Source organism: Thalassolituus sp. ST750PaO-4 (assembly GCF_020320405.1).
GTDB lineage: Bacteria > Pseudomonadota > Gammaproteobacteria > Pseudomonadales > Oceanobacteraceae > Venatoribacter > Venatoribacter alkanivorans.
Window position 1 is genome coordinate 434,323 of record NZ_JABVCB010000013.1, and the last position, 26,019, is coordinate 460,341.

The following is a 26,019-nucleotide window of genomic DNA, read 5'->3' on the forward strand; positions in this document are numbered from 1 at the left end:
AAAAAAGGGAGCCTGGCTCCCTTTTTTATGGTTGTGAATAAGTGCGATAGCGCTTATTTGGTAGCTTCTGCAGCTTTAACGATCATGCCGCGGGCTTCCTCAGCGTTGCCCCAGCCCTGAACCTTAACCCACTTGCCTTTTTCCAGATCTTTGTAGTTTTCAAAGAAGTGAGAAATCTGGTCACGCAGCAGCTGCGGAACATCGTCGATGTCATTCACATCGTTGTAGATCTGAGTCAGCTTCTGGTGTGGAACCGCAACCAGCTTGGCATCGCCACCGGCTTCGTCTTCCATGTTCAGTACGCCAACCGCACGGGCACGGATAACAGAACCTGGCTGTACCGGGTAAGGAGTGATCACCAGTACATCCAGTGGGTCACCGTCGTCGGCCAGTGTGTTTGGGATGTAACCGTAGTTGGCCGGATAAAACATAGGGGTGGCCATGAAACGGTCAACCAGCAGGCAGTCCATGTCTTTATCGATTTCATATTTGATCGGCGCGTGGTTGGCCGGAATTTCGATAACAACGTAGAAATCGTTAGGCAGGTCTTTACCGGCCGGAATGGAGTTGTAGCTCATAGGAGTTTCCCAGGGGTTAATGAACAGAATGCGCGGATTATATCGGCTGGGCCTTGCTCTGTCAGTCTGCCATAAGTATAAAGCGCGTCCGACGTTTACCGATGAGACTCTGGCGCCTAAACTCCCTTAAAGCTTCTGAAATAAGCCCGTGCCTGTTTCTGTTACCCCAGATGTACGGTCCGATGCCGGTTTTGGCCGATGGGACCTGTAGCTGCCAAGTGCTTGCCGGGATTTCTGGTGTGTGGAATGACCCAAATAACCATGTCAAAAATTTCAAGAATTATCAGTCTGTGTGGTGCGCTGCTTGTGTCAGATGCACTGCTGGCGGATGAGTACGACGATTTTGAGCTGGATGCGCCTTTTGTCCTGGATGACGATATACCGGTGGTGCTGACCGCATCCCGCCTTAAGCAACCGCGTGCAGAGGTGCCCGCCAGTGTTACGGTAATTGAGGCCGCCCAGATTGCGGCCTGGGGCGTCCGTACTCTGCCGGAGCTGATGCGCTTTGTGCCGGGCATGAGCATGGGCCATGGCGATGATGAGAATAATGCATCCATCGCCTATCACGCCTCTAACCCCAGCATTATGCGTCGTCTGCAGGTGCTGGTGGATGGTCGCTCGGTCTTCAAAGCGGGGATTGCCTCGGTTGTCTGGGATGATATTCCGGTAGCCATGGAGGATATTCTGCGTATTGAGGTCACCCGTGGCCCGAACGCGGCCAGTTACGGTGCAAACTCCTTTTTGGGTGTGATCAATATCGTCACTAAGCATCCGGGAGATACCCTGGGTACCCGTGTGCGCTACCGCAACGGTAATAATGGCGTGGACGATGCTTTTGTCAGCTACTCGGGGGAGAGTAATCAGAACAGCTACCGTATTTCCGCGCAGATTCGTGCCGATGATGGTTATGACGGACGTGATGCCCGTAATGGTGATGATGACTACCGTGACAGTAAACGTCACGGCTTTATAACCGCCTATTTCAACCGGCCGGTAGACAGCACGACGCAGCTGAATATGCAGGCATCACTGAAGCAGGGGCATACCGATATCCGCCGCGAATCTTCTGAACTGGACCCTCCGGATCAGGAAACCCGGCAAGGTTATTTGTGGACCCGGTTGCGCAAAGAATTCAGCACCGATCACAGCTCTCACCTGCAGGCCTACTGGCAGGTCGATAACCGCAAGCAGCTGAGCGCGGCTTGCCTGCCTACGATATCGCTCGATCCGGGATTATTCGCGCTGTATCAGAATAACCCGCAGTGGGCGAATGCTGTCGTGCTGCTGAGTTATCTGGCAGATCGTCCAGAAGACAGTAATAGCAATAGCATCCCTGATATACAGGAACTTTATGCCGGAATGGGAAGTGGTTTGCTGACACCTCAGGCTCTCAAGCAAACATTGGGCGACAATGCTCTAATCAAGAAGTCTTTTATAAAGGAACTGGGTTTTTCCCCGGAAGATCTGGATATTACTCAGGAACAGCTGAACAGTGCCGGAGATATTTACCAGAATGGCTTTAACGGCAATGATTTTTCTCAGCTGAAGGACATTACCTGTGGCGATACCCGGCGGGAAATGCGTGAAGAGCGCTACGATATCGAATGGCAGGACACTGTGCAGTGGAGCGACACCTTCCGTACCGTTTCCGGCGCCAGTTTCCGTCGTGATCAGGTCGATTCAGAAACCTATTTTAACGGTAAAGTGCATAACGATACCTACCGTTTGTTTGCCAATGCTGAATGGCGGATGACGTCATACTTGCTGCTGAATGCCGGCGGTATGTACGAAATGGAAGATACCAACGACAACGCATTCTCACCGCGTGTTGCACTGAATTTATTACTGGCACCACAACACAGTATTCGTCTGGTGTATTCCGAAGCAGTACGTTCACCAGATTTGCTGGAGCAGGACCCGGAGTATTCGATCCGTGTTTCTGGGTTGACTGCGAATTATCTGAACCTCGGTAGTAGCCGGCTTTATGTGAATCAGACCCCCGACTCACATGATCTTAAGCATGAAAAAATTGCCAGTACCGAAATTGGCTATTACGGAAAATTTTCTGACCTTAATCTGGAGATGGATGTCAAAGTCTATCAGGATAAACTCACACAGCTTATTTCTGACAATATTGCCCTGAAGTCTTTATCGGTAGAGTCGGATACTAAGATGAATGTCAATGGCGCCGAAATGCAGTTACAATGGCAGGCTGACAGCCATAACTGGTTCTGGATGACAGCAGCTTATATTGATGCGGATGTAACTCTTGGCGATACCTCCGAACTGACAGAAGAAGAGCGTCAATCACTGTCGGTGGTCGAGCTGCGGCAGACTGCGAAAGATAATCTGGTGATGAGCTGGCATCATCAGGGGGAAGACTGGAGTCTTACCGCTTCGCATTTCTGGCTGGATGCCTATGGAGGAAAAAGACGTTATCGGCGTTATGAAATTAACACCAGAAAAACATGGTCGATCGGGAGTTATCATCCGTGGGCCGGTTTTTTTGTACAGCATCTGATCGATGATAATTCCCTGACTTATGCCGATCAGCGTTATTCAACCCGCGACTTGTATTACTTTCAGGTAGGGCTCGATTTTTAATGGATTTCTGTTGCAAGGATGCACACAACCTTTATCGCTGGCTTGCGGCATGTTTACTCACATGTTTGCTGGCGCTTCCTGTACAGGCTGACAATACCCAGATTGCATTTGTTGTTCATGAGAAGCTGCCCTCCGTTGAACAGTTACTGCAAAAAACGGCTGAGCGTCTGGATATTACAGCGGAATTACGTCTGCTGAATAATCCGCCGCCCACTGGCTGGCAATCTTATGCTGCGGTTGTTCTGGTGGGGCCTCAGGCTCTGGAAGCCTGGTCTTTTGCTGAAAGCCCTCCTGCGGTTGCAGTGTTTGTCAGCCGTGATGCGGTTGCAGCCATCAGTTCGAAGCTGGCTTCCGCGTTGTACCTCGAACCTCCGCTGAAGCGACAGATCGCTCTGGCTAAAAGTATTCTTGGTGCAGATCGCCCGCTGGGGGTTCTGATGCAGGATAAATCGGAGTGGAAAAACTCCGGGCTATCCTCGCTGCCTTTACAGCAATCACTGGTTACACCGTACTTCGTTGATCAATACGAGAATCTTAATCGTGCTTTGCTGGATCTGTTAAAAAACAGCCACGCATTAATTGGTACGTACGATACCGAACTGTACAGCTCGACCAATATCAAAAATATTCTGATTACGGCTTACCGGCAGAATAAACCCTTAATCGGTCCCTCCAGTGCCTATATCAAGGCTGGGGCTCTGGCGACGACATACAGCGATATTGATGATGTTGCACATCGCCTCAGTGAAATGCTTCTGACCGGCCTGAAAGAACATGTATGGCCTGAAGCAGATTATAATCCCTACTTTAAGGTCCGTTATAACCAGCAGGTTGGCCGCTCCCTGAATCTGCTGCTGCCCGATGCAGAATCTCTGGCGTCGCAACTGACAAAAGATGAGAGGGAGCACTGATGAGTCTCAGGCAGTGGTCAATCCGGCGGAGAATCCTGCTGGTAGGGACCGTGCCGGCTCTCATTGTTGTTCTGCTGTTAACCACTTATCACATGGTTAACCGCTGGTCGGATATCCGCAAAGAAAATCAGAGTATTGCCCGTATCGTGTTGGAGAATATCGGTGTTACGGCGGAATACCCGATCATTTCCGGCAATTACGAATTACTCTTCCCTTTGGTGCACGCCGCATTATCACAACCGGCGATTGTCTCGATCCGGATTCACGACGCTGCCGGGCGGGTGTTGCTGGATAATCAGACAGAACGGTTTGCTGAAGTACCTGCAGAAGATATCCGTTATCTGCGCTATGACATTGTGCGTCAGGTGCAGAGTCTGGATGAGTTTTCTGAATTTGGTGATGGCTCTACCGAGGCTAAAACACTGGGCTATATCCGTCTGGGTATGGCAGACACCTTTACCCGTGACCGCGAAATATCCATTCTGCGTCAGTCATTACTGGTCGGGCTTGGCGTTGTGTTGTTGGCTTTTTTCATCGGCCGTGCTGCCTCTCTGTCGATCATTCCTTCTCTGGAAAAACTGTCACTGTTTATTGCCAGACTGGCTAATGGCAATTCCAATGAGCGTATAAAAGTTGATGACGGTGCTGAAATCGGCCATCTTCAGGTGAATGCCAACCAGTTAGCACAGTCACTGCAACAGGCCGAAAAAGATCAGCAAAGCTATACCCGGCAACTGATGAGCGAACAGCAGAAAACCCAGCAGGCAAGTCGGGCGAAGAGTGAGTTTCTGGCAATGATGAGCCATGAATTACGCACGCCATTAAATGGTGCTATCGGTATGCTGCAGCTGCTGGATCAGGATATCAGCCGGGAAGAGTTTAATGACTATAAACGTACAGCCGATCAATCGCTGACGCACCTGACGCAACTGCTGGAAGATGTTCTGGTGGTGGTCGACACCGAGAAAAATAAACTTCCGGTAGTATTTAAAGAGCAGAAACTACCTGATGTGCTGAATAACCTGATTCAGGATTTTTCACATCGTGCACTGGATAAAGAGCTGTCGCTGGTGGTTGATTACGACACCGAGTTACAGCGGAATGCAATTCGCTTTGATCCTTCGCTGGTGCGCCAGGTTGTGCGCCATCTGGTTGATAACGCCATTAAGTTTACTGACAGTGGTATGGTCGTTGTGCAGTTGCAACTGGTTAAAAATAATAACCATGACTGGCTCAGCATTAGTGTTACAGACACCGGTATTGGTATTCCTGAAGATCATAAACAGCGCGTGCTGGAAGCGTTTGCCCAGGTTAACTCTTCTTTTAACCGGCGCCATGCTGGTGTCGGTCTTGGCCTGACTATTACTCACCATATCAGCCGGATTCTCGGTGGCCATATAGAAATCAGCGATGGCATTAACGGCGGCACCCGGGTGTTGGTGGATTTTCCTCTGGGGCACTCGCCAGAGAGTGAAGCCGTTGAACCTCAGGGAGTAGCCCATGGCTTACGCACCCTGATCGTGGAAGATAACCCGGTTAATTCCAAAGTGGCGGAAAAAATGCTGCTGAAAGTCTGCCCGCAGATGCAGATCAACAAAGTCAGCTCCGGGGAGGAATCGCTGGAACGGGTAAAAACCCAGCAGTTTGATCTGATTCTGATGGATTGCCAGATGCCCGGGCTGGACGGTTTTGAAACAACCAGGCGCCTGCGCGAATCCGGACTAACCACCCCAATCGTCGCCTGCACCGCCAATACCACTGATCAGATTCAGGACAAATGCCGGGCAGCAGGAATGGATGATTATCTGGCCAAACCGCTGAAAGTTGCCACGGTAGAGGCGATGGTTAATAAATGGCTGCAGCGTACCAGCCAGGAATGCTGAACAGAGGATTGCAGCTATAAAAAAGCCCGCTATTGCGGGCTTTTTTCTGTCTGTGTCTGGCTCAGATCAGGCGTGGTAACGGACAACGGTTTCCACTTCATCGGCCGATCCCATTACTACCGAAACGCGCTGGTGAATACTGGTTGGCTCAACCGCCATAATATCTTCAAAGGCGGTCGATGCCTTACCGCCAGCCTGCTCGACCAGCATGCTCATCGGGTTGCCTTCGTACATCAGACGCAGTTTACCGGGCTTTTGTGGTTCACGGCTGTCGTAAGGGTACATAAAAATACCACCACGGGTCAGGATGCGGTGAATTTCGGCAACCATCGAGGCGATCCAGCGCATATTGTAACGCTTGCCCAGTGGACCTTCTTCACCAGCCAGCAGATCTGCCACGTAGTTCTGCATTTGCGGCAGCCAGAAACGCTGGTTGGACATATTGATCGCAAATTCTTTGGTGGTGACCGGAATCTGAACGTTCTCGCGCTGAAGGAAGAATTCTCCAACGCGCGGATCAAGGGTAAAGGTATGGGTACCGTTACCTGTGGTCAGTACCAGCAGAGTAGAGGGGCCGTACAGAACATAGCCGGCAGCAACCTGCTGTTTACCGCTTTGCAGGTAAGTGGCTTCGTGGGTGGCATCGTCATTGGCTGATGCTTTCAGAATGGAAAAGATGGTGCCGACGGTGACGTTCACATCGATATTAGACGAACCATCCAGCGGATCGAACAGTACCAGCAGCTCACCGTCCGGGTTGCAGGCCACCGGGTCGGCTTCTTCTTCACTGGCCATGCCTTTGACTTCCGGCATGCCTTTCAGGCAGTACTTGATCAGATCGTTGGAGATGACGTCGAGCTTCTTCTGGCACTCACCCTGTACGTTTTCCTGCTCTGCACTGCCGAGAACACCGGCCAGAGAGCCCATATGTAAACGGTAGGCGATATCTTTACAGGCAACCATCAGTCCATCGATGACGGCCACCAGAGCCTGATCATCGCAGTGGTGGTCTAAAAAAGTCCGTAAGCGCTGCATCTTGTCTTCCCCAAAGGTCGGAATCTGTTCAAATTGCGGCGCATACTACCTTAATTGCCAGCGGATTTCAGCGCCGCTGTCAGGAAAAGCCGGATGAGGATCTGCCGGTATGGAATAAACAGCTCCGCCGGAAAGGCCATTCTCTCAGGCCCTATCTCCTTTAATCCGTGTTAAAAGTCCCCGGTGCTTGGGTGCAGAGAGCGTTATCAGTACACTAGCCGCCTGACTGGTTGATCTGGACATGACAGAAACTATGCGTCTGCACATTCTCGGTATTTGCGGCACCTTTATGGGCTCTCTGGCACAGCTGGCCAAACAGCTCGGGCACGAGGTTTCCGGCAGTGATGCCGGCGTTTATCCTCCGATGAGCGATCAGCTCGAAGCCGCTGGCATTGTCCTGAGCGAAGGCTTTGATCCGGCCAATATTCCCGCCGACACCGATCTGGTGATTATCGGCAACGCCATGTCGCGCGGTAATCCCTCGGTTGAGTATGTACTGGATCGCGGTTTGCCTTATATGTCCGGCCCGCAGTGGCTGGGGCAGTATGTGTTGCGCGGTCGCTGGGTAGCGGCGGTATCCGGTACCCATGGCAAGACCACGACCAGCAGCATGCTGGCCTGGATTCTCGAATACGCCGGGATGAAACCCGGCTTCCTGATCGGTGGTGTGCCACAGAATTTTTCGGTGTCAGCCCGTCTCGGTGATTCGCCGTTTTTCGTCATCGAAGCCGACGAATACGACACCGCGTTTTTTGATAAACGCTCCAAATTTGTTCATTACCAGCCACGTACGCTGATTATGAACAACCTCGAATTTGACCACGCCGATATCTTCCCGGATCTGGCCGCCATTGAGCGCCAGTTCCATCATCTGGTGCGTACAGTGCCGGCCAATGGGCAGATTGTGCTGCCTGCCGGTGAAGAAGCTCTGGAACGGGTGCTGGCGCAGGGCTGCTGGACGCCGGTAGTACGCTTCAGTGAGCAGGACGACGCAGACTGGCAATGGCGTCTGGATGCAGCTGATGCCTCGGTGTTCAGTCTGCGTCACGTTGCTGCTGGGAGCGGAGAGAGCGGGGCCGGCGATCAGGCGGCTCAGGTGCGCTGGAATCTCACCGGTTTACACAATGTCAGTAATGCCATCGCCGCCATGCTCGCCGCCCGTCATATGGGCGTTACACCGCCAATCGCTGCGGCCGCACTGAGTGAATTCGCTTCGGTGAAGCGCCGTATGGAGCTGGTGGGCGAGACTTCCGGCATTCAGGTTTACGACGATTTTGCTCACCATCCGACGGCCATAACCACAACGCTCGAAGGTGCCCGTGCGCGTCTGCAGCAGGAAAATCCGCAGGGCCGCATTCTGGCGGTACTGGAGCCACGTTCGAATACCATGAAACTGGGTGTGCATAAATCCGAGCTGGCTGCGTCGGTTGATGCGGCGGATCTGGCGTTCTGGTTTCAGCCGGACAACATTGACTGGTCACTGGCCGAGGTGGCCGCCGCCAGCCGCATTGCCGGCCAGAGTTTTACCGATCATCAGGCGCTGATCTCCGCGGTTGTCGCCGCGGCCCGCCCCGGTGACCGTATTGTGGTGATGTCAAACGGCAGCTTCGCCGGTATGCCGCGTAAATTGCTGGCAGCGCTGCAGCAGCGTGAGGACAGTGTATGAGCTCGCGCATTTGTGTCGCTATTACCGGCGCCTCTGGCAGCCTGTATGCGTTGCGGCTTATTGAGGTCTTGCTGGCTGCGGGCGCGCAGGTGGATGTGATTGTGTCGAAAGCCGCGCAGCTGGTATTCGCCACCGAAACGCCGCTGGCCCTGCCGGGCAATCCCGCCGCTCAGGCAACTTTTTTACAACAGTATTTTCAGGTGGATGATACGCGGCTGCGGGTGTTTGGCCGCGAAGACTGGATGGCGCCCTGGGCTTCAGGTTCCGGTCAGCCCGGCCCGCTGGTGATCTGTCCGTGCTCCACGGGTACGTTGTCAGCCATTGCTACCGGTGCCAGTAATAACCTGATTGAGCGTGCCGCCGATGTGGCGCTGAAAGAACGGCGCAAGCTGATTCTGGTGCCGCGTGAGACGCCGTATTCAGAAATTCACCTGCAGAATATGCTGACGCTGACGCGCATGGGCGCGGTAATTCTGCCGGCCAGTCCGGGTTTTTATCATGAACCGCAGAGCATTCAGGATTTAATCGATTTTATTGTCGCGCGTATTCTCAACCAGTTGGGCATCGAACAGCAGCTGATGCCGGCCTGGGGCAAGGATAACGTGCCGCAGTAGTGGCATTATCCGGCAAACCGGTGCGCGCTGTGCGCTGGCCACCGGGATACATTTCAGAACGTTTAATTATCAGTGATTGGGGAAGTAAGCATGAACGAGCAACAACCAGAGGCACAGGAAGTGGATTACCCGAAATGGATTGGCCTGGGTTTTATTGCCGGTATTGTCGTCGCCGTGCTGGCGCTGGAATATTATGGTTTCATTGCTCATCCGTCCGAGCAGGACAGTGCGGTGGTGGATGAATTCCGCTTACTGGCGATCACGCCGGAAAGCGATCTGAAAATTTCCCAGAAAGACTCTGGTAAAACAGCATTCTGCGTTGGTGGTTACCTGTTGCTGCGTCCGGATAATGGTAAAGAAGTGGCCGGCATTCTCGTTGATCAGAAAAACCGTGGCATTCATTGCCGTCACAGCATGAATGCCCAGGCCGATCGTGACACTGCAGGCAGTGCCGACAATACCGCCGACAGCGATACTGAAGCAGCCCCGGGCGAGACCAGCACGGCACAATAATAAAAATAATACTCAGCAGATAAATTATGCATTCTCTTTTCTCACCTTCTTTCGTGCGGGTCTGTTCTTTCTGTCAGGCGCGCGCGCGCCATATGCTCTGCGCGGCTGTTTTATGCGGCGCGGTCTTGGGCAGCAATCACAGCCTTGCCGCACTGAATGATCTCGATAACGACGGTATTGCCGATCATCTCGATACCGACCGCGATGGCGATGGCGTATCCAACTTCCTGGAACAGGCGGCGGGTACAGACCCCGACGTTGCCGACCAGACCGATGTGGATAATGACGGTATTCCGGATGCCATTGACGACGACTGGGATAACGATGGGGTGGTGAACCGCAAGGATGACTTCCCGCAGGACGGCAGCGAATGGCTGGATACCGACCGCGATGGTGTTGGCGATAATGCCGACCGCGATATTGATAACGATGGCATCCGTAACGACCTCGAAGTACAGCTGAATTACGACCCGCGCGACAGCCGCTCGACTCCGGTTGACCGTGACGGTGACGGCTGGCCGGATTTGCTCGATACCGATATGGACAACGACGGTGTTGATAACGCCGAAGATGCCTTTCCGCTGAATGCCAAAGAATGGGCCGACCTGGATGGTGATGGTATCGGCGATAACGCCGACCCTGATCTGGATAACGATGGCGTGAGTAACGAGCTGGAACTCAGGGCCGGTACTGACCCGCGTGACCGCGCCTCGGTGCCGCCGGATCTCGACCGCGACGGCATTCCGGATACACTCGATGATGATATGGATGGCGATGGCGTTGCCAATGCGCAGGATCTGTACCCGCAGGATGCGCGTGAATCAGCGGACACCGATGGTGATGGCGTACCGGATAATCAGGATGTGGACGCCGATGGCGACGGTATTCCCAATGTGTTTGAGATGCATCTGGGCACCGACCCGCTGGATGCTTCGAGCAAACCGGCGGACGCCGACAACGACTCCATGCCGGACACCTTTGATACCGACCGCGACGGTGATGGTACCGAAAACCGTTTTGACGCCTTCCCTGATGATAAAAACGAATGGCGTGATACCGATGGCGATGGCATAGGAGATAACGCCGACCCTGATCGTGATAACGATGGCTTCAGTAATGACATTGAACAACAGGCCGGCAGCGATGACCTTGACCCGCGGAACAAACCGGCGGATCTGGATCAGGACGGTATTGCCGATGTGGTTGATGCCGATATCGATGGCGATGCCATTGCCAATGAACTGGATGCTTTCCCGCTGGATCGCAGCGAGTGGGCCGACTTTGACGGCGATGGTGTCGGCGATAACAGCGATACCGATCAGGATAACGATGGCATCGACAACGAATACGAACGCACGCTGGGCTTTAACCCGATGGATGCGGTCAGTGTGCCGTTCGACCTCGATGGCGACGGTATTCCCGATGCCCTCGACAGCGACCTTGATGGCGATACCTTAGGCAATGCCATCGATCGTTTCCCGCGTGACCCGCTGGAGTGGAACGATATCGACAACGACGGCATCGGCGATAACAGCGATCCGGACCGCGATGGTGATGGTATCCGCAATGATCATGAATTGCTGGCCGGTACCGATCCGGCAGATGCTGCCTCGGTGCCTGCCGACCTTGATGGCGACCGTCTGCCGGATGTCATCGATGACGATATGGACGGTGACGGCCATCTGAACGAGGCGGATGTCTTTCCGCGCAACCCACGTGAATGGGCTGATCTGGATGGCGATGGCACGGGCGATAACAGCGACAGCGATATTGACGGTGACGGCATCCGTAATGACTGGGAAGTGCAGTTAGGCTTCGATCCGCGTGATGGGCAAAGCAAACCGGCTGATCTCGACGATGATGGCATTCCCGACGTGCTCGACAGCGACATGGATGGCGATGAGGTGGCTAACGCCGCCGATGCTTTCCCGCGTGACGTCAGCGAATGGGCCGATATGGACGGTGATGGTACTGGCGATAACAGCGACGACGATATTGACGGCGATGGCATCAGCAACGACTACGAAGTGGCGATGAACACCGATCCGCACGATGCACGCAGCACGCCGGCCGATCTTGACCGCGATGGCATTCCCGATGCGCTGGACGATGACCGGGATGGCGATGGTCATCTTAACGAGGCCGATGTTTTCCCGGATGACCGCCGAGAATGGGCGGATCTGGACGGCGATGGCATCGGCGATAACCGCGATCCGGACCGCGACGGTGATGGCTATGCCAACACCGTCGAGCAGCAGGAAGGTACAGACGAATGGTCTGCGACCAGCTTCCCTGACCACGAGCCTCCGGTTCTCGACTATGTGCGCTGGTCTGCGACGGAGCCAACTCTGGTGCAGGGCATGGCTTATGACGACGGTATGGGGCTGGCGCGTATCTGGTTGCAAAGCCCGGCCGGAGATATCTGCGAAGGTGAGATTATTTACACCGGCCACTTCCGCGTGCCCTGTGCGCTTAAAGCAAACAGCGAACGCTGGCAGCTGCTGGCGGAAGATAAGGCAGGAAATCAGACAGAACAGTGGCTGGGCAGCAGCGACTGAGGCCTATTGTTCTGCCTGCCTATCACTACAATAAACTACAAGACCGACGTTTAGCCCGGCGCAGACTGGGCTAGGCTGAAACAGATGCCTCTGGCATGTGTTTCAGCATTTTTCAGGGAAAGGTCATGTCGCTCAATTGTGTGTTCTGTAATAAACCGGTCTTTGGTCTGGGTGGATTGACGGTTCCGCTGAAGGGACCGGCCCATCAACAGTGCTTTCAGGCGTACAACGTGCTGAAACGCACCTTTCAGAAGCTGGATATTACCGCGCTGAATGATGATGAATTACGGGATCTGAAGGATCTGGTGCTGGCCGAAGAGAATGATCGTCGCCGCCAGAATGAGCCTGACGGCGATGATATTGAGCTGTTTTAAGCGGACAGGGTCAGGATCAGGGCTACAGCCTGAACTTTAACAGCAGCGCGTTAAGCTGTTCCGCCAGCCGCGCCAGCTCCTGACTGGATGCATGGGTCTGGTTGGCACCGGCCGATGTCTGGAACGACAAATCACGGATAGCGACCAGATTCTTATCCACTTCACGGGCAACCATTGCCTGTTCTTCGGCTGCGCTGGCAATGTTCAGATTCTGCTCGTTGATGTTGCTGATCAGGCCGGTAATTTCTCCTAATGATGTTCCTGCTTCGTTGGCCATTTTCAGTGTATTCATGGCCCAGCGGTTGCTGTTTTCCATATTAACGACCGCAGCATCGGTGGCAGTCTGTACCGTCTGGATCATTCGTTCGATTTCTTTGGTGGATTCCTGAGTACGGTGCGCCAGAGCCCGGACTTCATCAGCGACCACAGCAAAGCCCCGGCCTGACTCTCCGGCACGGGCTGCTTCAATGGCGGCATTCAGTGCCAGCAAATTAGTCTGTTCAGCGATGGCGCGGATAACATCAATCACTTGGCCAATATCTTTTACGTTACCTGCCAGTGCCGAAATGCCATCAGCGGTATTGCTGATCTCACCCGCCAGCTGATCAATGGTGCGGATGGTTTCATCCAGCGTGTTCTGCCCCTGGCGAGCCTTGTCATTGACCTGTTCGGAATTGGATGACGTGGTACTGGCACTGTTTGCCACTTCATCCACGGCTACGGTCAGTTCGTTAACGGCTGTGGCTGCCTGCTCCAGCTGAGCGCTCTGCTGGTGGACGATTTCACTGGATTCGTTAGTCACTACACTGAGTTCTTCTGAGGTGGTGGATAACTGCTGTGAAGAATCGGCGATATGGTTCAGCGTGTTGCGCAGTTGTTCCTGCATCTGATGCATGGCGGCCATCATGTCTGCGGCTTCGTCACTCCCATGGTCGCTGATGCGGTGGCTCAGATCGCCACTGGCGATGCGCTGTGCCGCACTGACGGCGTTTTCCAGTGGGGTAACAATGCTCTGGCTGAACAGGCTGGCGAGAATAATCACCGCCAGCAACGCCACACCAATAGCAATATAAATGGCCATGCTGGACGTGCTGTAAGTTGTGGCTGCATTGGTTACAGCGTGGTTGGCTACCTCACCTTCGTAGCGGGCAAGATCGTTCAGTGCTTCGGTAATGCCGATACTCAGGGCATCAATATGCTGTACGCGCAAGCGCTGCACGGCTTCCATATCACCCTTGGCAACCAGACCCAGCAGCTGCTGCAGGCGCTGATCGTATTCGTTTTTATCAGCGATGATGCCGTCTAATTTTTGTCTGGCTTCGGGCGTATCTGCACGGCCTTTCATATCCGCTTCGGCGGCTTTATAGCTTGTGGTTACTTCGGCCAGACGGCGGCTGAACTGGTCGCTTTGCTCTTTCGTCTGGCTGTTGACCAGGTTGACGGCATACAGACGGGTGTAGAGGAAATCGCGGCGCATCTCGCCGATCCCTTCAACCTTGGGCAGGCTTACCTTACCCAGCATGTTGATGCTGTTGTTCAGCTGGCTGAGTTGTTGGGTGGCAAACAGACCGAGTGCAAGGGTGATAAGGCCCAGAAGGCCGAAGAAAAGCATTGCACGTTTGGCAACGCGCATATTTCTTAACATCGTGTTCTCCGTTTTCTCTGAAGTAATGAACCGTCCAGGCCGCAGATTGGTATTAATAGAATGGCTGGGCGGGAAAGGTGAGAACTTAATGTTAGATTACTTTTTAGGATCTGCCTGATCGTTTTGCGCAAGGGATTGTGTCGCTGCTGGCGGAGATCGCAGAGAAGGTTCCGGCGTATCAGGATGTGTATAATTGCCCCCTTGTTCACTGGCTGCCGGAGAGTGTGATGTTGATTGAAAATACCTCGGATCTGATTGTCCGTACGGAACAGCGCCAGTTGCCATCGGGAGTGCCTGTGGATTTGGCTGGCTTGCAGAATGGTACGGTGCTCGCTATCGGTGCGGATGCCCTGGCTTTGTATCGTTCGTTCGAAGCCGTGGGGGATGCTCTGGGGAATGGTCTGATTGCCAGTGTGACTTTGCCATGTACCCTGGCCGCAGAAAACGGCGGCTTTGTGCTGGAGCACCGCGCCGGTTATGTCGGGCTGGCGGGCGGCTTTGTGCTGTTAATTACCCTGAACGATGTGCAGCTGTTCAGCAGCAAAGAGGATGCTTTGCGTAACCGCAATGAAATCGCCCGTTTATCGCTGGCTCATTGAAAACAGCTGTGAACCTGCCGCCGCTCAGCGGCAGGTTGTGTGCGCTTACGGACGCTGGTACAGCGCTTCCAGCGTGGTTTTAGCCAGCGCATGGCCATTAAGGTAATAACCAACCAGTGCACCGGAGCTGCCTGGTGCCAGATCCAGCTTGTCTGTGTTTAAAGCAAATACTGTAAATTGATAACGGTGAGCTTTATCGCCTTTGGGCGGGCAGGCTCCACCAAAACCAGGGACGCCGTAATCGGTACGGCTTTCGGTGCTGCCTTCTGGCATGGTATTGCCACTGGCACCGGTTTTCAGACTGGTGATATCCGCCGGAATATTAAACGCCAGCCAGTGCCACCAGCCGCTGCCGGTTGGGGCATCCGGATCATAGGCTGTGATGGCAAAACTTTTGGTGCCCTCCGGGGCTCCGCTCCAGCTCAGCTGTGGCGACAGATTGCCGCCTTCGCAACCAAAACCATTGAACTCCTGTGCTTTGGGCATCGGCGTGCCGTTGCTGATATCGCTGCTCTGTACCCGGAATTCGGCCAGAGCGCCCTGGCTCCACAGAGTGGCGGCGGACAGCAGTATTAATATCGGCTTCATCGTAATCTCCTTTGAGTCTGTTTGGATGTTTCACAGCTTACGTCAGAGGTGAGGCTGTGGTTCGCCTCAAACGGTCAAGGTTGAGCCTGAAACCGTCGTTTGCCGGATCATAGTGTCAGCCGTCTGGCTATGGCGCAACTCGGCCGGGCTGGTGCCAAAGCGTTCACGGAAGCGTTCACTGAAACGCGATGCCGAGCGGTAGCCACAGGCGTCAGCGACCTGCTGGACACTGAGGCTGCTGGTTTGCAGCAGGTTCAGGCCCTGCACCAGCCGCAGCTGGCTGAGCAGATCGCGGAAGCTGTGCTGCTCGTCGGACAGCTTACGTCTGAGGGTCGATTCACTGACAGCCAGACGCTGGCAAACATCGCTTATTTGCCAGTCGTGGCTCAGGTCTTCACTGACCACAGCCTGTACGCGGCGGCTGAAATGTTGCTGCAGACCACTGCGCAGTTCTGCACTGTAGCCCAGCTCAAGCAAACGCAGAGTGATTTCACGACGCCGCGCCTGCAGCAGTTGTTGTGGGTCAGACAATTGCGGCTGTATCTGCAGCCACTGTTGCATCAGGGTCAGCAATAGCGGGTCTGAGCTGAAATGCTGTAACTCACGGCGCACCGGACCGCGTCCCAGTGGCAGTAAGTCATCCGCCGGCAGGCTGATCACCCAGGCCAGATACCGGCAATGCTCGTCGGGCTGATTGGTAAAGGTAAGCTCACAGCCGGCCGGAATCAGCAGCATTTGTCCGGCAGGCAGATTCAGCGACTGGCCGGGAGCCGGTTGCAGTTGTTTTTCGCCCTGCAGTATCAGCATCAGACAAGGCTCGGCAAAAGGCACCCGGCGCAGGCTTTGTGGCATGCGTGTGCGGAAGGGCAGGATCAGGCCATTATCATTGGCAACCGGCTGCAGCAGCAGGCTGTGTAACAGAGCAGAGAGTGACATGATGGTTTCGCTGTCGGCGGGTAGTGGTGAATGCTCAGCATAACCAAGGATGCCGACAGGCCCAAGCCGCAGTATGGGCAGAATAAAAAAACGGGCGCCAGGCGCCCGCTTTCAGGTTGCAGCAGCCCAGGCTTACAGTGCCCAGCGCAGACCGGCGGCGAAGGAGTTCACTTCGGTTGTGACTTCACCGTGCAGGCGGGCACCCGCCGTCAGCAGATCGTTCTGATCAATATCACGCTTCTGCGTCAGGGTGTGCTGATAGCCCACGTCCAGAGTCATGGCTTCGGTCAGTCCGTAGCTCATACCCAGAGAGATGGCTTTGTAATCATCAAAGGCAAAATCGATCTTGGTTTTGTCTTTGTCGATCGGCGTCATATCCAGAGCAAAACCACCACGCAGCGTCAGCTGTGGGCTCAGTTTGTAGTTAGCCCCCAGAGCAAAGCGCTGGGACTCACTCCAGTCGTAAACCTGTGGTTCAGCGGCCAGAGCTGCGACGGTACTGTTGTTGCTTTCCACCTGCAGCTTGTCGAAGCGCGACCACTTGGTCCAGGAGGCATCCGCCTGCAGCGACAGGTCGCCGAGCTGGTGGAAGTAACTGATGTTGGCACTTTCTGGCGTGACAAACTGTACACGGCCATCGGCTTTGGTGTTCTCAAGGCCGGCCAGACCGGTGAAGCCTGAAGCGGCGGCCGGGAATTCCACCGTTGCACTGCCGGTCAGCTCATGGGCGATACGGGTGCGGTAGTTCAGACCCAGACGACTGTTGGGGGTGAACTCAACCAGAGTACCCAGGCTGAAACCGAAGGCTGTGTTGTGGCCTTCCATCACGAAGCTGCCGTCGTAGGTATTGTTGCCCAGCTCCGCAGGGTTAATGCCCAGGCTATTGCAGGTGGAGGCATCAAGCCCACCTAAACACAGGGCTGCAGTATTGACCGCCAGGGCCGTTTTGGCATTCATATACTGAGCAATAATACTGCCGCCAATGCTGACTTTTTCGTGTACACGGAAGGCCAGTGACAGGCCTGCGTCGATACCGGTGATTTCGCTTTCAGTTGTCTGATAACGGGCGATGGAGTCATCACCGAAGTCGGTGCCGGTAGCGTATGGAGCGTTAATAAAAGCACCGGCAGAGAAGCCTTCGCTCAGACTACGGACAAAATACAAGGTTGGCAGAAAATCGAGGTTATCCGCTTCGGCATCTTCACCGTTAATCGGGATGCTGCCGTCGCCGGTTTCAGCACTGCCTTTCAGTTCTGAGCGTACAGAAATAGCCGCCAGGTTGATGGCCAGCTCGTCACGTACCAGCAGCATAGCCGCCGGGCTGTAGTAAGCGGCAGAAGCATCGCTGGCTGAGGCTGCACCACCGGAGAAAGCATCTCCCAGGCGCAGGGCGGATTGTTCGTCGACATAGTAGCCCTGGGCGAATACCGGGCTGATGGCCAGCAGAGTACCCAAACCGGCGCAGGCTGTTGCGATGGTTTTAGCAAGGGGTTGGCGTTTCATGTTCGTCTCCATCCAATATTGGTCTTTTTATTAGCAATTCAATATCGGGACTAAGGTACATAAATGCCGGGTGATTGCCAAACTGAAATTTTGTCTGACAATCCCGTACTGCAGAGACAGGAGTCGGTTCAGGATAGGAATACGGCTGGCTCTGAGATTAATAACAGCAATGTTCAGCGGCTTTGCTGTTGGCTATCGGGAATGGATAAAGGCAGTGCGCAGCTGCGGTTCCTGCCCTGATCTTTGGCCAGATACAGCGCTTTATCAGCCTGTTGGTAAAGTACCTCCTGCTGATCACGCAGGGGAGGGATTGCCGCGCACAGGCCGACACTGACGGTCAGGCTGAGTATTTGCCCTTCGTGTTCAAGACGCAGGCGCTCAATGCGCTGGCGTACCAGCTCGGCGACCTGTATGGCTCCGCTTTCATCCGTGTTGGGCAGTAAAATTGCAAATTCTTCCCCGCCGTAACGATAAACGCTGTCCTGTGGACGCTTGATGGCCTGCTGCATGGTTTGTGCAACCTTTTGCAGTACCGTATCGCCCAGCTGATGACCATGGGTATCGTTAAATTGCTTGAAGTGGTCAATATCAATCAATAGTAATGCGAGTGGCGTTTGTTGTCTGAAGGCATCCTGATACAGGGTATAGAAACGCTGATCGAAGTAACGCCGGTTACGTACCCGGGTCAGGGCATCGGTGGTGGATTCTTCCCGCAGGCGCTGGTTCAGCAGCTCCAGATCTTCTGTACGCTCACGGACCTTCTGATCCAGCACTGCATTGGCTTCGCGCTGCATGTTGATGATGACATCCTGAGCTGCTAACCGTGCCTGACGTTCGCGGTTATGGCGCTCGGCCATGCTCAGTGCCAGCAGTACAACCAATATGATGCTGCCCAGCTCGGCGGCATGTTCGGTAACGACATTGACTGGAATGACACCAAACTTCTGCATTGCATACAGGAAGAGGCCAATCAGCAGTGAGAAGGCGGCAAGGAAAAACAGGAACACATCCCGTGAACGGGTTTGCCACCAGAGCAGTTGGCCCAATGCCAGCGCTGACAGACTCATCAGCACAGCCTGACCTGTAAGCAAACGAATCATGGTGTGATACGGCAGATAGAAGGCCAGTACGGCAAAGACTAGGGCACTGACGACGTAGCTGCTGTACAGCATAAAAGCACGGGGATGCAGTTTACGCAGGCGCAGGAATGAAACCCCGAACAGTGCAAGAAAGGCCTCAGACAGGGCGAGGCTGAGCAGAATCGCCAGGTCGTTCAGGTGTGGAGATTCTGGCCACAGTAACGCATAAGTCCAGCCATGCAGAGCGGCCATCATCATGGCAAAGGCGCCGATGCTGAGCGAATACAGGAAAAAAATCAGATCGCGGCTCAGTAAAAAAATCAGCAGGTTATAGGTCAGCATACTGAACAGGATTGCGTGAAATGCGGCGTCAAAGGTAACTTCGCCGACCCGTTGCTGCCAATAGTTCTGTTCTGGAAAGGTGCGGATGGGAATCTGCACCGATGACTCCGAATGCACGTACAGATACAACCATTGTGCCTGGCTGAGTGGCGGCACTGGAAAGGCGAATTCGGGCACAGCCAGAGGGCGGGAAGAATAGGGCAGGTCGTTGCCGGCATCGGTGTGCAGCAGTACAACATCACCGTGCATAATATAAAGCTCGATATGGTCGAGCAGTGGATATCCCAGTTCCAGAATCCAGGGTTGCCGCTGATAATCAAAGGGCAGCTGACTCAGTGGCATCCGTACCCAGACGTGGTCATCGCTGAAGCCAAGGTTGATGCTGGCAGCCGGCATGTCCCGCCACATATCGTCGTTTAAGCCCACAACCTGTTGCAGGCTGGAGAACTCTGCAGCCTGGTAAACCTGAGCCATCAGCGGGGCAGGAGCATCCGTTTCGCCGCCCGCATAACGGGCAGTCGCAAAAGCACCGCCGAACAGAAACAGTGCGAGTATGAACAAACGATAATATAAAGACATAAGTACAACAGGCAGCAATATCCCCTGAGTATAGACGGGTCGTACAAATGCACGTCGTGATTGGCCCGGCGGCAGGGTATTATGCAGGCTGTAATATCAGTGGCCCTCAGTCTGGCCCCAGCGCACAGGAGACCCGGAGTCTTGGCTATCAGCAGTTTTCACAGCTTTATCATCGGCGCTAACCGCCCGGTGGGACACTTTCTTACCCGCAGTCTGGCTTCTCAGGATCTTATGTATAAAGGCTTTGGCCTGGAAAGCCGTGAGCGTTTGGCTATGGCGGCCGTTGGCAAACCTTTTTTTGTACTGGTGCCATCACTGTTCCATCCGGATGACTATGCGCATGTTCCTTTCTGGCTGGAACAGGCGGAAGAGCAGGATGTCCCGGTGGTATTGCTGTCCTCCAGCGCTGTTTTCCGTGCCCGCGCGGATGCTGTCTACCAGGAAAGTGATGAGGATTATGCCGATCATCCACTGGCGCTGGATTTACTGGCTCTGGAAGCCTTGACCCGTAATAACCGTCGTCATCTGATCCTGCGCATTGGCCAGGGGTTTTCGCTGATGGCTGACGATTTTGCCAACCGCCTGCTGACGGCTATCCGTGATGAGCATTCCCTCAGCCTCGATATGCAGCGTAAGTTCAGTCCGACGCCTGCTGATGATATTGCCGAAGTGATTCTGGCGATGCTTAAACAGGCAGCCTGCAGCGACGATTTATGGGGTACCTATCATTTTTGTGGTGTGGAACCGATCTCTTCATATGCCTTCGCAGAGGCGCTGCTGGCGGAAGCCGGTCAGTATGAAAATCTCAGTGGCGTGGAGCTGAAATCACAGGAAGGCGGCTTGATGCCGGCGGTCTGGGCGCCGGTTACCGATAATACGCTGCTGTTTCACACCTTTGGCATCAAGCCGAAAGCCTGGCGTAAGGGGTTAAGTCGCCTGATCCGCCGTTATTATCGTGCCGAAGGCTAGTGGTACGGGAGACCTTTGCAGGGCGTTAAGATCTGGCCTGGAAATCAGGCCAGGTTCAGGGCTGATGATTCCTGATACAGTTTCATCAGCTTGTCAGTAATGATGGTGCGGATACCTTCGCGCTCAAGGCCGGACAGCGAAGTCAGCTCTTTCAGGCGCAGACGGTTCAGGTGCAGACAAGGCATCTGATCATTGAATTCACGCAGGTCGCCTTTCATCAGTACCGGCAGGAATGGATCTTCGGTATTGGAACGGCGCAGAATCTGGCGGATACCTTCCTGAAAAGGAATCGGTACCGAGCGCACGTTTTTATCCTTATGTGAGATCACCAGATACAAACCGGTTTTACCGATCAGATTGCCAGGGATAACATGCAGACCGGTTGACTGTACCGCATCCGGATTCAGATGGCTGAAGGTATCGTGGAAGGCGTAAGGGTCGGGCAGAATAACCATCTGACGGTTGGCTTCTTCGGGGAAGAAAATACTGTAGTTGGTATACAGCTGACGTACGGAGCCGGAGAATACGCAGAAGCGGTTTTCAAACTGCTTAACGAAATTCATAGCGCGCTGGTGCTGGTGGATTTTCTCCAGGTCCCAGACCAGATCTGAATTTTGTTGTTTGTTTACGGCGCTCATAACGAACATCCTCTTAGTCTGCATACTCAGCTTAGCATTACGTCATATTATTATATTTTAACGTTTTTACCACGACGCTTAACGTTAAAAGGCATAATGTGACAAAAATTGTCATCCGAATACGGCAATTGCCGCCATTACCACAGCAGTATCTCAGTTAAATGTTGGGATTTCTGTGACAGCGGTAGTGCTGAAACTGTTAACCAGTCGTCAGCCTTACACCTGTTAACAGTACAGTTAACTCACTTAACAGAAGCCAGGGATCATCACCGCTGCCTTTAATGGCTGCATCGATTTTTTCGGCCTTACGCAGGGCGGCATGGAGCTGTGGGGCGCGCAGGTTCTGCAAAGCTTTTTTGTAGGGAGGCTGTTGTTTGGGCCAGATATTCTGTGCCTTGAAGGCTTCACTCAGCTGTTGTCCGCCAAGATCCTGCATGGCAATCAGCTGGCGGATCTTGCGCGTCAGGGCGCCGAGAATCATCAGCGCATCGACCCCTTCCCCTTTTAAGTGCGAAAGAATGCGGCTGGCTTCGGCCAGGTTACCGAGCAGGCAGGTATCGGCCAGACCAAAGGCGTCAAAGCGGGAGCTGTCGCCAATGGCTTCGTTAATCATCTCTTCGTTGATGGTGGTCGTGCCCAGCAGGCGCAGCTTTTCGACCTCCTGCACGGCAGCGAGCAGGTTGCCTTCGGTCTGATGCGCCAGAGCGGCCAGGGCGGGAGGTTCGATCTGCAGGCCGGCAATCTGCAGGCGGCGTTTCAGCCAGCCTGGATATTGCGAGCGTTCGATGGGCCAGATCGGCAGGAAAACACCGGCTTTATCCACCGCTTTAAACCAGGCGCTGCGCTGAATGGTGCTGTCGAGGCGCGGGCAGATAATCAGCAGCAGGTTATCCGGGTTGGGATTATCAAGAATCTGCTGAATAGCCGCGCCTTTATCGGAAGGCTTGCCGTTACCAATCCGTACTTCAAGAATACGGCGGCTGGCAAATAACGACATGGCGTTGGCTTCTTCCAGCAAATGGCGCCAGTCAAAGCCGGCTTCAGCATGGAACAGCTCACGCTCCTCGACACCGGCCTTACGTGCAGCGGCACGGATCTCGTCGCAGGCTTCCATCACCAGTAAAGGGTCGTCACCGGACACCAGATAGCAGGGTGCCAGTCCTTTGGCCAGCAGGCCGCTGAGCTGGTCCTGGCGGATTTTCACGGCTGGGTGCCTGTTGCAGCAGGAGCGCTTTGGGTTGTGGCAGCGCTTTGGCTGCTCTTGCCGAGACTCTGCAGGCGGCGCAGCAGTTTGTTGACCAGTTCGCGCTCCAGCTCAGCCCGTTGCTGGCTTTCGGCGCTGGCGGTACCGACGACGTTGTTCACATCGTTGGTCAGGGTGCGGCGTGCTTTCAGTTCGATTTCGACATCGGTGTCGCGGCCAATGTGCAGGATATGAGCGGTCAGACGGCCGTTCAGTTCGAACTCGCCCACCTGACCACTGCTGCTGACCGACAGTGTACGCCGTTCGATATCCACCGGCTCAATACGCAGAATGGCCGGGGCGTCTTCGGCGCTGGCGGTCAGCACGACATCGTTGAACTCCAGCTGCAGCTTTAACTGTTGGTTAAAGCTGTTGCTGGCCTGACTCTGCAGATACATCACCCGGTATTCCGGCGGCAGCGGCGTGACACCACGCAGATGCCAGCCGCAGGCGCTGAGCAGAATAAGAGAGCAGACAACAAGTGCATGACGCATACGGAGTTCTCAGTTTGTTTAGTCCGGCGTCTGACGTCCGACGCCGGACATGGGGGCATCAGTTAGCGACGATATTAACCAGCTTACCCGGCACCACAATCACCTTGCGTACGGTCACACCTTCGAGTTGCTGGGCGACGGCGTCTTTGGCGGCGGCTTCAAGATCGTCTTTGCTGGCATTAGCCGCCACTTCGATCTTGGCACGCAGCTTACCGTTCACCTGAACCACCACTTCGATGGAATCACGCACCAGGGCGCTTTCGTCAATCACAGGCCAAGGGGCATCAATCACCAGACCGTCGTTGCCAAAGGCAATCCACAGAGCCTGGGTAATGTGTGGCGCAATCGGCGACAGCATGCGGATCACCGCATCCAGACCTTCTGCCACCACCGCACGGCCACCGGCAGATGCCATATCGGCTTTCTGCAGGGTGTTCATCAGTTCCATAATGGCGGCGATACCGGTGTTGAAGTTGTAGCGGCGACCAACGTCATCGCTCACCTTCTGAATGGTTTCGTGCACCTTACGGCGGGCGTCTTTCTCATCTTTGGACAGGTTCGCCGCATCACCACGATCTGCCTGTTGCAGCAGTTCGTAGCTCAGACGCCAGACGCGCTGCAGGAAGCGCTGGGCACCCTGTACGCCGGAGTCAGACCATTCCAGGGTTTGCTCCGGGGGCGCTGCGAACATGGTGTACAGACGCACGGTATCGGCGCCGTACAGCTCGATGGCTTCCTGCGGATCAACACCGTTGTTTTTCGACTTCGACATTTTGCTCATGCCGGAGTACTGCAGTTCTTTGCCGTCGCTCTTACGCTTGGCAGCGGTCAGGCGGCCTTTGTCGTCGCGCTCAACGCTCACTTCTGTCGGATTAACCCACTCTTTGGCGCCGTGTTCGTTGGTGTAGAAGAACGCATCGGCCAGCACCATGCCCTGGCACAGCAGGTTTTTGAACGGCTCATCGCTGTTCACCAGACCGGCATCGCGCAGCAGCTTGTGGAAGAAACGTGCATACAGCAGGTGCAGAATGGCGTGTTCGATCCCGCCGATATACTGATCGACCGGCAGCCAGTAATTGGCTTCTTCCGGGTTCAGCATCTGCGTATCGTCGCGCGGTGAGCAGTAGCGCGCGTAGTACCAGGACGACTCCATAAAGGTGTCGAAGGTATCGGTTTCGCGGAACGCCGGCTGACCGTTGTATTCGATGTTTTCGAATTCCGGGTTGTTCTTGATCGGTGAGTTCACACCATCCATCACAACCTCAGTCGGCAGAATTACCGGCTGCAGGCTTTCCGGCGCGGCAATGGAGTCACCATCGGCGGTACGGATCACCGGAATCGGTGCGCCCCAATAGCGCTGGCGGCTCACGCCCCAGTCGCGCAGGCGGTAATTCACTTTGATCTCGCCTTTGCCTTCTGCCGCCAGTTTGGCGGCGATGGCGTCGAAGGCGGCGTCAAAACTCAGGCCGTCAAATTCGCCGGAGTTAATCAGGGTGCCTTTTTCGGTATAGGCCGCTTTGCTCAGGTCGCACTCGTCGCCTTCGTTGGCGGCGATGACCTGATGAATTTCAATGCCGTATTTCTGTGCGAATTCCCAGTCGCGCTGATCGTGTGCCGGAACGGCCATGACCGCACCGGTACCGAATTCCATCAGCACAAAGTTGGCGACCCACACCGGTACTTCTTTACCGGAAATCGGGTGAATGGCAGTAAAGCCGGTTGCCATACCTTTTTTCTCGGCGGTGGCCAGATCGGCTTCGGCGGTACCGGATTTGGAACATTCTTCGAGGAATGCGGCCAGCGCAGCATTGTTGGCTGCGGCTTCTTTCGCCAGTGGGTGACCGGCAGCCACAGCAACATAGCTCACGCCCATCAGGGTATCCGGACGGGTGGTGTAGATTTCCAGTGCGTCTTCACGGTCTTTCAGGCCAAAGCGCATCTGCACGCCACGGGATTTACCAATCCAGTTGCGCTGCATGGCTTTTACCTGATCCGGCCAGCCGTCGAGCTGATCGAGGTCGTTCAGCAGTTCTTCGGCGTAATCAGTGATGCGGATAAACCACTGTGGAATTTCTTTACGTTCAACCACAGAGTCACAGCGCCAGCAGCAGCCGTCGATAACCTGTTCGTTGGCCAGAACGGTCTGGTCATTCGGACACCAGTTAACCGCGGATACTTTTTTGTAGGCCAGACCCTTGTCGATCAGCTTGGTGAAGAACCACTGTTCCCAGCGGTAGTATTCCGGGTCGCAGGTCGCCAGTTCACGGTTCCAGTCGTAACCGAAGCCCAGCGATTTCAGCTGGCCTTTCATGTAGGCGATGTTTTCTTTGGTCCATTTGCCCGGAGCAACCTGATGCTTGATGGCGGCGTTTTCTGCCGGCAGACCGAAGGCGTCCCAGCCCATTGGCTGCATAACGTTTTTGCCCTGCATGCGCTGGTAGCGCGAAACCACGTCACCAATGGTGTAGTTACGCACGTGCCCCATATGTAGCCGGCCGCTTGGATACGGGAACATGGACAGGCAATAGAATTTCTCTTTATTGCTGTCGACAACGGCTTTGAATACCTGATTTTCTTCCCACTGAGTCTGTACGGAAGGTTCGATAATATGGGGCTGATAAGTCTCTTGCATCATGGCGTATGGTCTGAATCTGAGCGCAGTTAGAAA

Annotated in this window: 21 protein-coding genes; 10 read left to right on the forward strand and 11 right to left on the reverse strand. The window is 54.5% G+C overall.

The genetic code is table 11. From position 1 onward, the window contains the following. Positions 1-53 precede the first annotated feature (53 nt). Positions 54-578 (reverse strand): inorganic diphosphatase, encoded by a 525-nt coding sequence (gene ppa, locus HUF18_RS17445; RefSeq protein WP_225693104.1) that lies wholly within the window; start codon positions 576-578, stop codon positions 54-56. Between the two features lie 246 nt (positions 579-824). On the opposite strand from ppa, the gene HUF18_RS17450 reads away from it, so the two are divergent. The 3 genes from HUF18_RS17450 to HUF18_RS19810 all read left to right on the forward strand — a co-directional run bounded on the left by HUF18_RS17450 (position 825) and on the right by HUF18_RS19810 (position 5,976). Continuing rightward, complete coding sequence (locus HUF18_RS17450; protein WP_225693105.1) at positions 825-3,182, forward strand: TonB-dependent receptor plug domain-containing protein; 2,358 nt, start codon at positions 825-827, stop codon at positions 3,180-3,182. A gap of 65 nt (positions 3,183-3,247) precedes the next feature. After that, complete coding sequence (locus tag HUF18_RS17455; protein WP_225693106.1) at positions 3,248-4,093, forward strand: hypothetical protein; 846 nt, start codon at positions 3,248-3,250, stop codon at positions 4,091-4,093. 50 nt (positions 4,094-4,143) lie between these two features. Continuing rightward, complete coding sequence (locus HUF18_RS19810) at positions 4,144-5,976, forward strand: ATP-binding response regulator (protein WP_225693107.1); 1,833 nt, start codon at positions 4,144-4,146, stop codon at positions 5,974-5,976. A 66-nt stretch (positions 5,977-6,042) separates the two neighbouring features. Here HUF18_RS19810 and HUF18_RS17465 read toward each other — a convergent pair whose 3' ends face one another. Then, a complete protein-coding gene (locus tag HUF18_RS17465; RefSeq protein ID WP_145466339.1) occupies positions 6,043-7,011 on the reverse strand; it encodes a class 1 fructose-bisphosphatase in 969 nt (322 codons plus the stop codon). A 253-nt stretch (positions 7,012-7,264) separates the two neighbouring features. Here HUF18_RS17465 and mpl point away from each other — a divergent pair, with 253 nt between their 5' ends. From mpl to HUF18_RS17490, 5 genes are all read left to right on the forward strand, one after another. Continuing rightward, positions 7,265-8,677, forward strand: a complete 1,413-nt coding sequence (mpl, locus tag HUF18_RS17470; RefSeq protein WP_225693566.1) for a UDP-N-acetylmuramate:L-alanyl-gamma-D-glutamyl-meso-diaminopimelate ligase — start codon at positions 7,265-7,267, stop codon at positions 8,675-8,677. Continuing rightward, positions 8,674-9,291 carry a flavin prenyltransferase UbiX gene (locus HUF18_RS17475; protein ID WP_225693108.1) on the forward strand — a complete coding sequence of 206 codons (618 nt, stop codon included), beginning with the start codon at positions 8,674-8,676 and terminating at the stop codon, positions 9,289-9,291. The genes mpl and HUF18_RS17475 overlap by 4 nt, the downstream gene beginning before the upstream one ends. 90 nt (positions 9,292-9,381) lie before the next feature. After that, positions 9,382-9,804 (forward strand): hypothetical protein, encoded by a 423-nt coding sequence (locus HUF18_RS17480; protein WP_225693110.1) that lies wholly within the window; start codon positions 9,382-9,384, stop codon positions 9,802-9,804. Positions 9,805-9,929: 125 nt separating this feature from the next. Then, the gene (locus HUF18_RS17485) at positions 9,930-12,362 is read left to right on the forward strand and encodes a thrombospondin type 3 repeat-containing protein (RefSeq protein WP_225693112.1); all 2,433 of its coding nucleotides are present in this window, start codon (positions 9,930-9,932) and stop codon (positions 12,360-12,362) included. 125 nt (positions 12,363-12,487) lie between these two features. After that, positions 12,488-12,736 carry a DUF2175 domain-containing protein gene (locus HUF18_RS17490; protein WP_145466330.1) on the forward strand — a complete coding sequence of 83 codons (249 nt, stop codon included), beginning with the start codon at positions 12,488-12,490 and terminating at the stop codon, positions 12,734-12,736. A 22-nt stretch (positions 12,737-12,758) separates the two neighbouring features. On the opposite strand, the gene HUF18_RS17495 is transcribed toward HUF18_RS17490, so the two are convergent. Then, the gene (locus HUF18_RS17495) at positions 12,759-14,381 is read right to left on the reverse strand and encodes a methyl-accepting chemotaxis protein (protein WP_225693114.1); all 1,623 of its coding nucleotides are present in this window, start codon (positions 14,379-14,381) and stop codon (positions 12,759-12,761) included. A 227-nt stretch (positions 14,382-14,608) separates the two neighbouring features. Between HUF18_RS17495 and HUF18_RS17500 the strand changes: the two genes are divergently transcribed. After that, the gene (locus tag HUF18_RS17500; RefSeq protein ID WP_225693116.1) at positions 14,609-14,980 is read left to right on the forward strand and encodes a hypothetical protein; all 372 of its coding nucleotides are present in this window, start codon (positions 14,609-14,611) and stop codon (positions 14,978-14,980) included. Between the two features lie 45 nt (positions 14,981-15,025). Here the strand turns inward: HUF18_RS17500 and HUF18_RS17505 are convergent, their stop codons facing one another. The 4 genes from HUF18_RS17505 to HUF18_RS17520 all read right to left on the reverse strand — a co-directional run bounded on the left by HUF18_RS17505 (position 15,026) and on the right by HUF18_RS17520 (position 20,007). Next, positions 15,026-15,568, reverse strand: coding sequence for a YbhB/YbcL family Raf kinase inhibitor-like protein (locus HUF18_RS17505; RefSeq protein WP_225693118.1), 543 nt, complete (start codon positions 15,566-15,568; stop codon positions 15,026-15,028). Between the two features lie 66 nt (positions 15,569-15,634). Continuing rightward, entirely contained in the window at positions 15,635-16,504 is an 870-nt protein-coding gene (locus tag HUF18_RS17510) for an AraC family transcriptional regulator (protein ID WP_225693120.1), read from the reverse strand. Between the two features lie 132 nt (positions 16,505-16,636). Beyond that, entirely contained in the window at positions 16,637-18,007 is a 1,371-nt protein-coding gene (locus HUF18_RS17515; protein ID WP_186435751.1) for an OmpP1/FadL family transporter, read from the reverse strand. Positions 18,008-18,180: 173 nt separating this feature from the next. Continuing rightward, positions 18,181-20,007, reverse strand: a complete 1,827-nt coding sequence (locus HUF18_RS17520; protein ID WP_225693123.1) for a sensor domain-containing diguanylate cyclase — start codon at positions 20,005-20,007, stop codon at positions 18,181-18,183. Positions 20,008-20,148: 141 nt separating this feature from the next. Here HUF18_RS17520 and HUF18_RS17525 point away from each other — a divergent pair, with 141 nt between their 5' ends. Then, complete coding sequence (locus tag HUF18_RS17525) at positions 20,149-20,976, forward strand: sugar nucleotide-binding protein (RefSeq protein WP_225693125.1); 828 nt, start codon at positions 20,149-20,151, stop codon at positions 20,974-20,976. Between the two features lie 44 nt (positions 20,977-21,020). Here the strand turns inward: HUF18_RS17525 and HUF18_RS17530 are convergent, their stop codons facing one another. The 4 genes from HUF18_RS17530 to leuS form a co-directional block, all read right to left on the reverse strand. Next, positions 21,021-21,614, reverse strand: a complete 594-nt coding sequence (locus HUF18_RS17530) for a hypothetical protein (protein ID WP_145466314.1) — start codon at positions 21,612-21,614, stop codon at positions 21,021-21,023. Positions 21,615-21,813: 199 nt separating this feature from the next. Beyond that, a complete protein-coding gene (gene holA / locus HUF18_RS17535) occupies positions 21,814-22,818 on the reverse strand; it encodes a DNA polymerase III subunit delta (RefSeq protein ID WP_225693127.1) in 1,005 nt (334 codons plus the stop codon). Then, positions 22,815-23,351 carry an LPS-assembly lipoprotein LptE gene (locus HUF18_RS17540; protein ID WP_225693129.1) on the reverse strand — a complete coding sequence of 179 codons (537 nt, stop codon included), beginning with the start codon at positions 23,349-23,351 and terminating at the stop codon, positions 22,815-22,817. The genes holA and HUF18_RS17540 overlap by 4 nt, the downstream gene beginning before the upstream one ends. Positions 23,352-23,409: 58 nt before the next feature. Then, positions 23,410-25,983, reverse strand: a complete 2,574-nt coding sequence (gene leuS / locus HUF18_RS17545; protein ID WP_225693568.1) for a leucine--tRNA ligase — start codon at positions 25,981-25,983, stop codon at positions 23,410-23,412. Positions 25,984-26,019 lie beyond the last annotated feature (36 nt).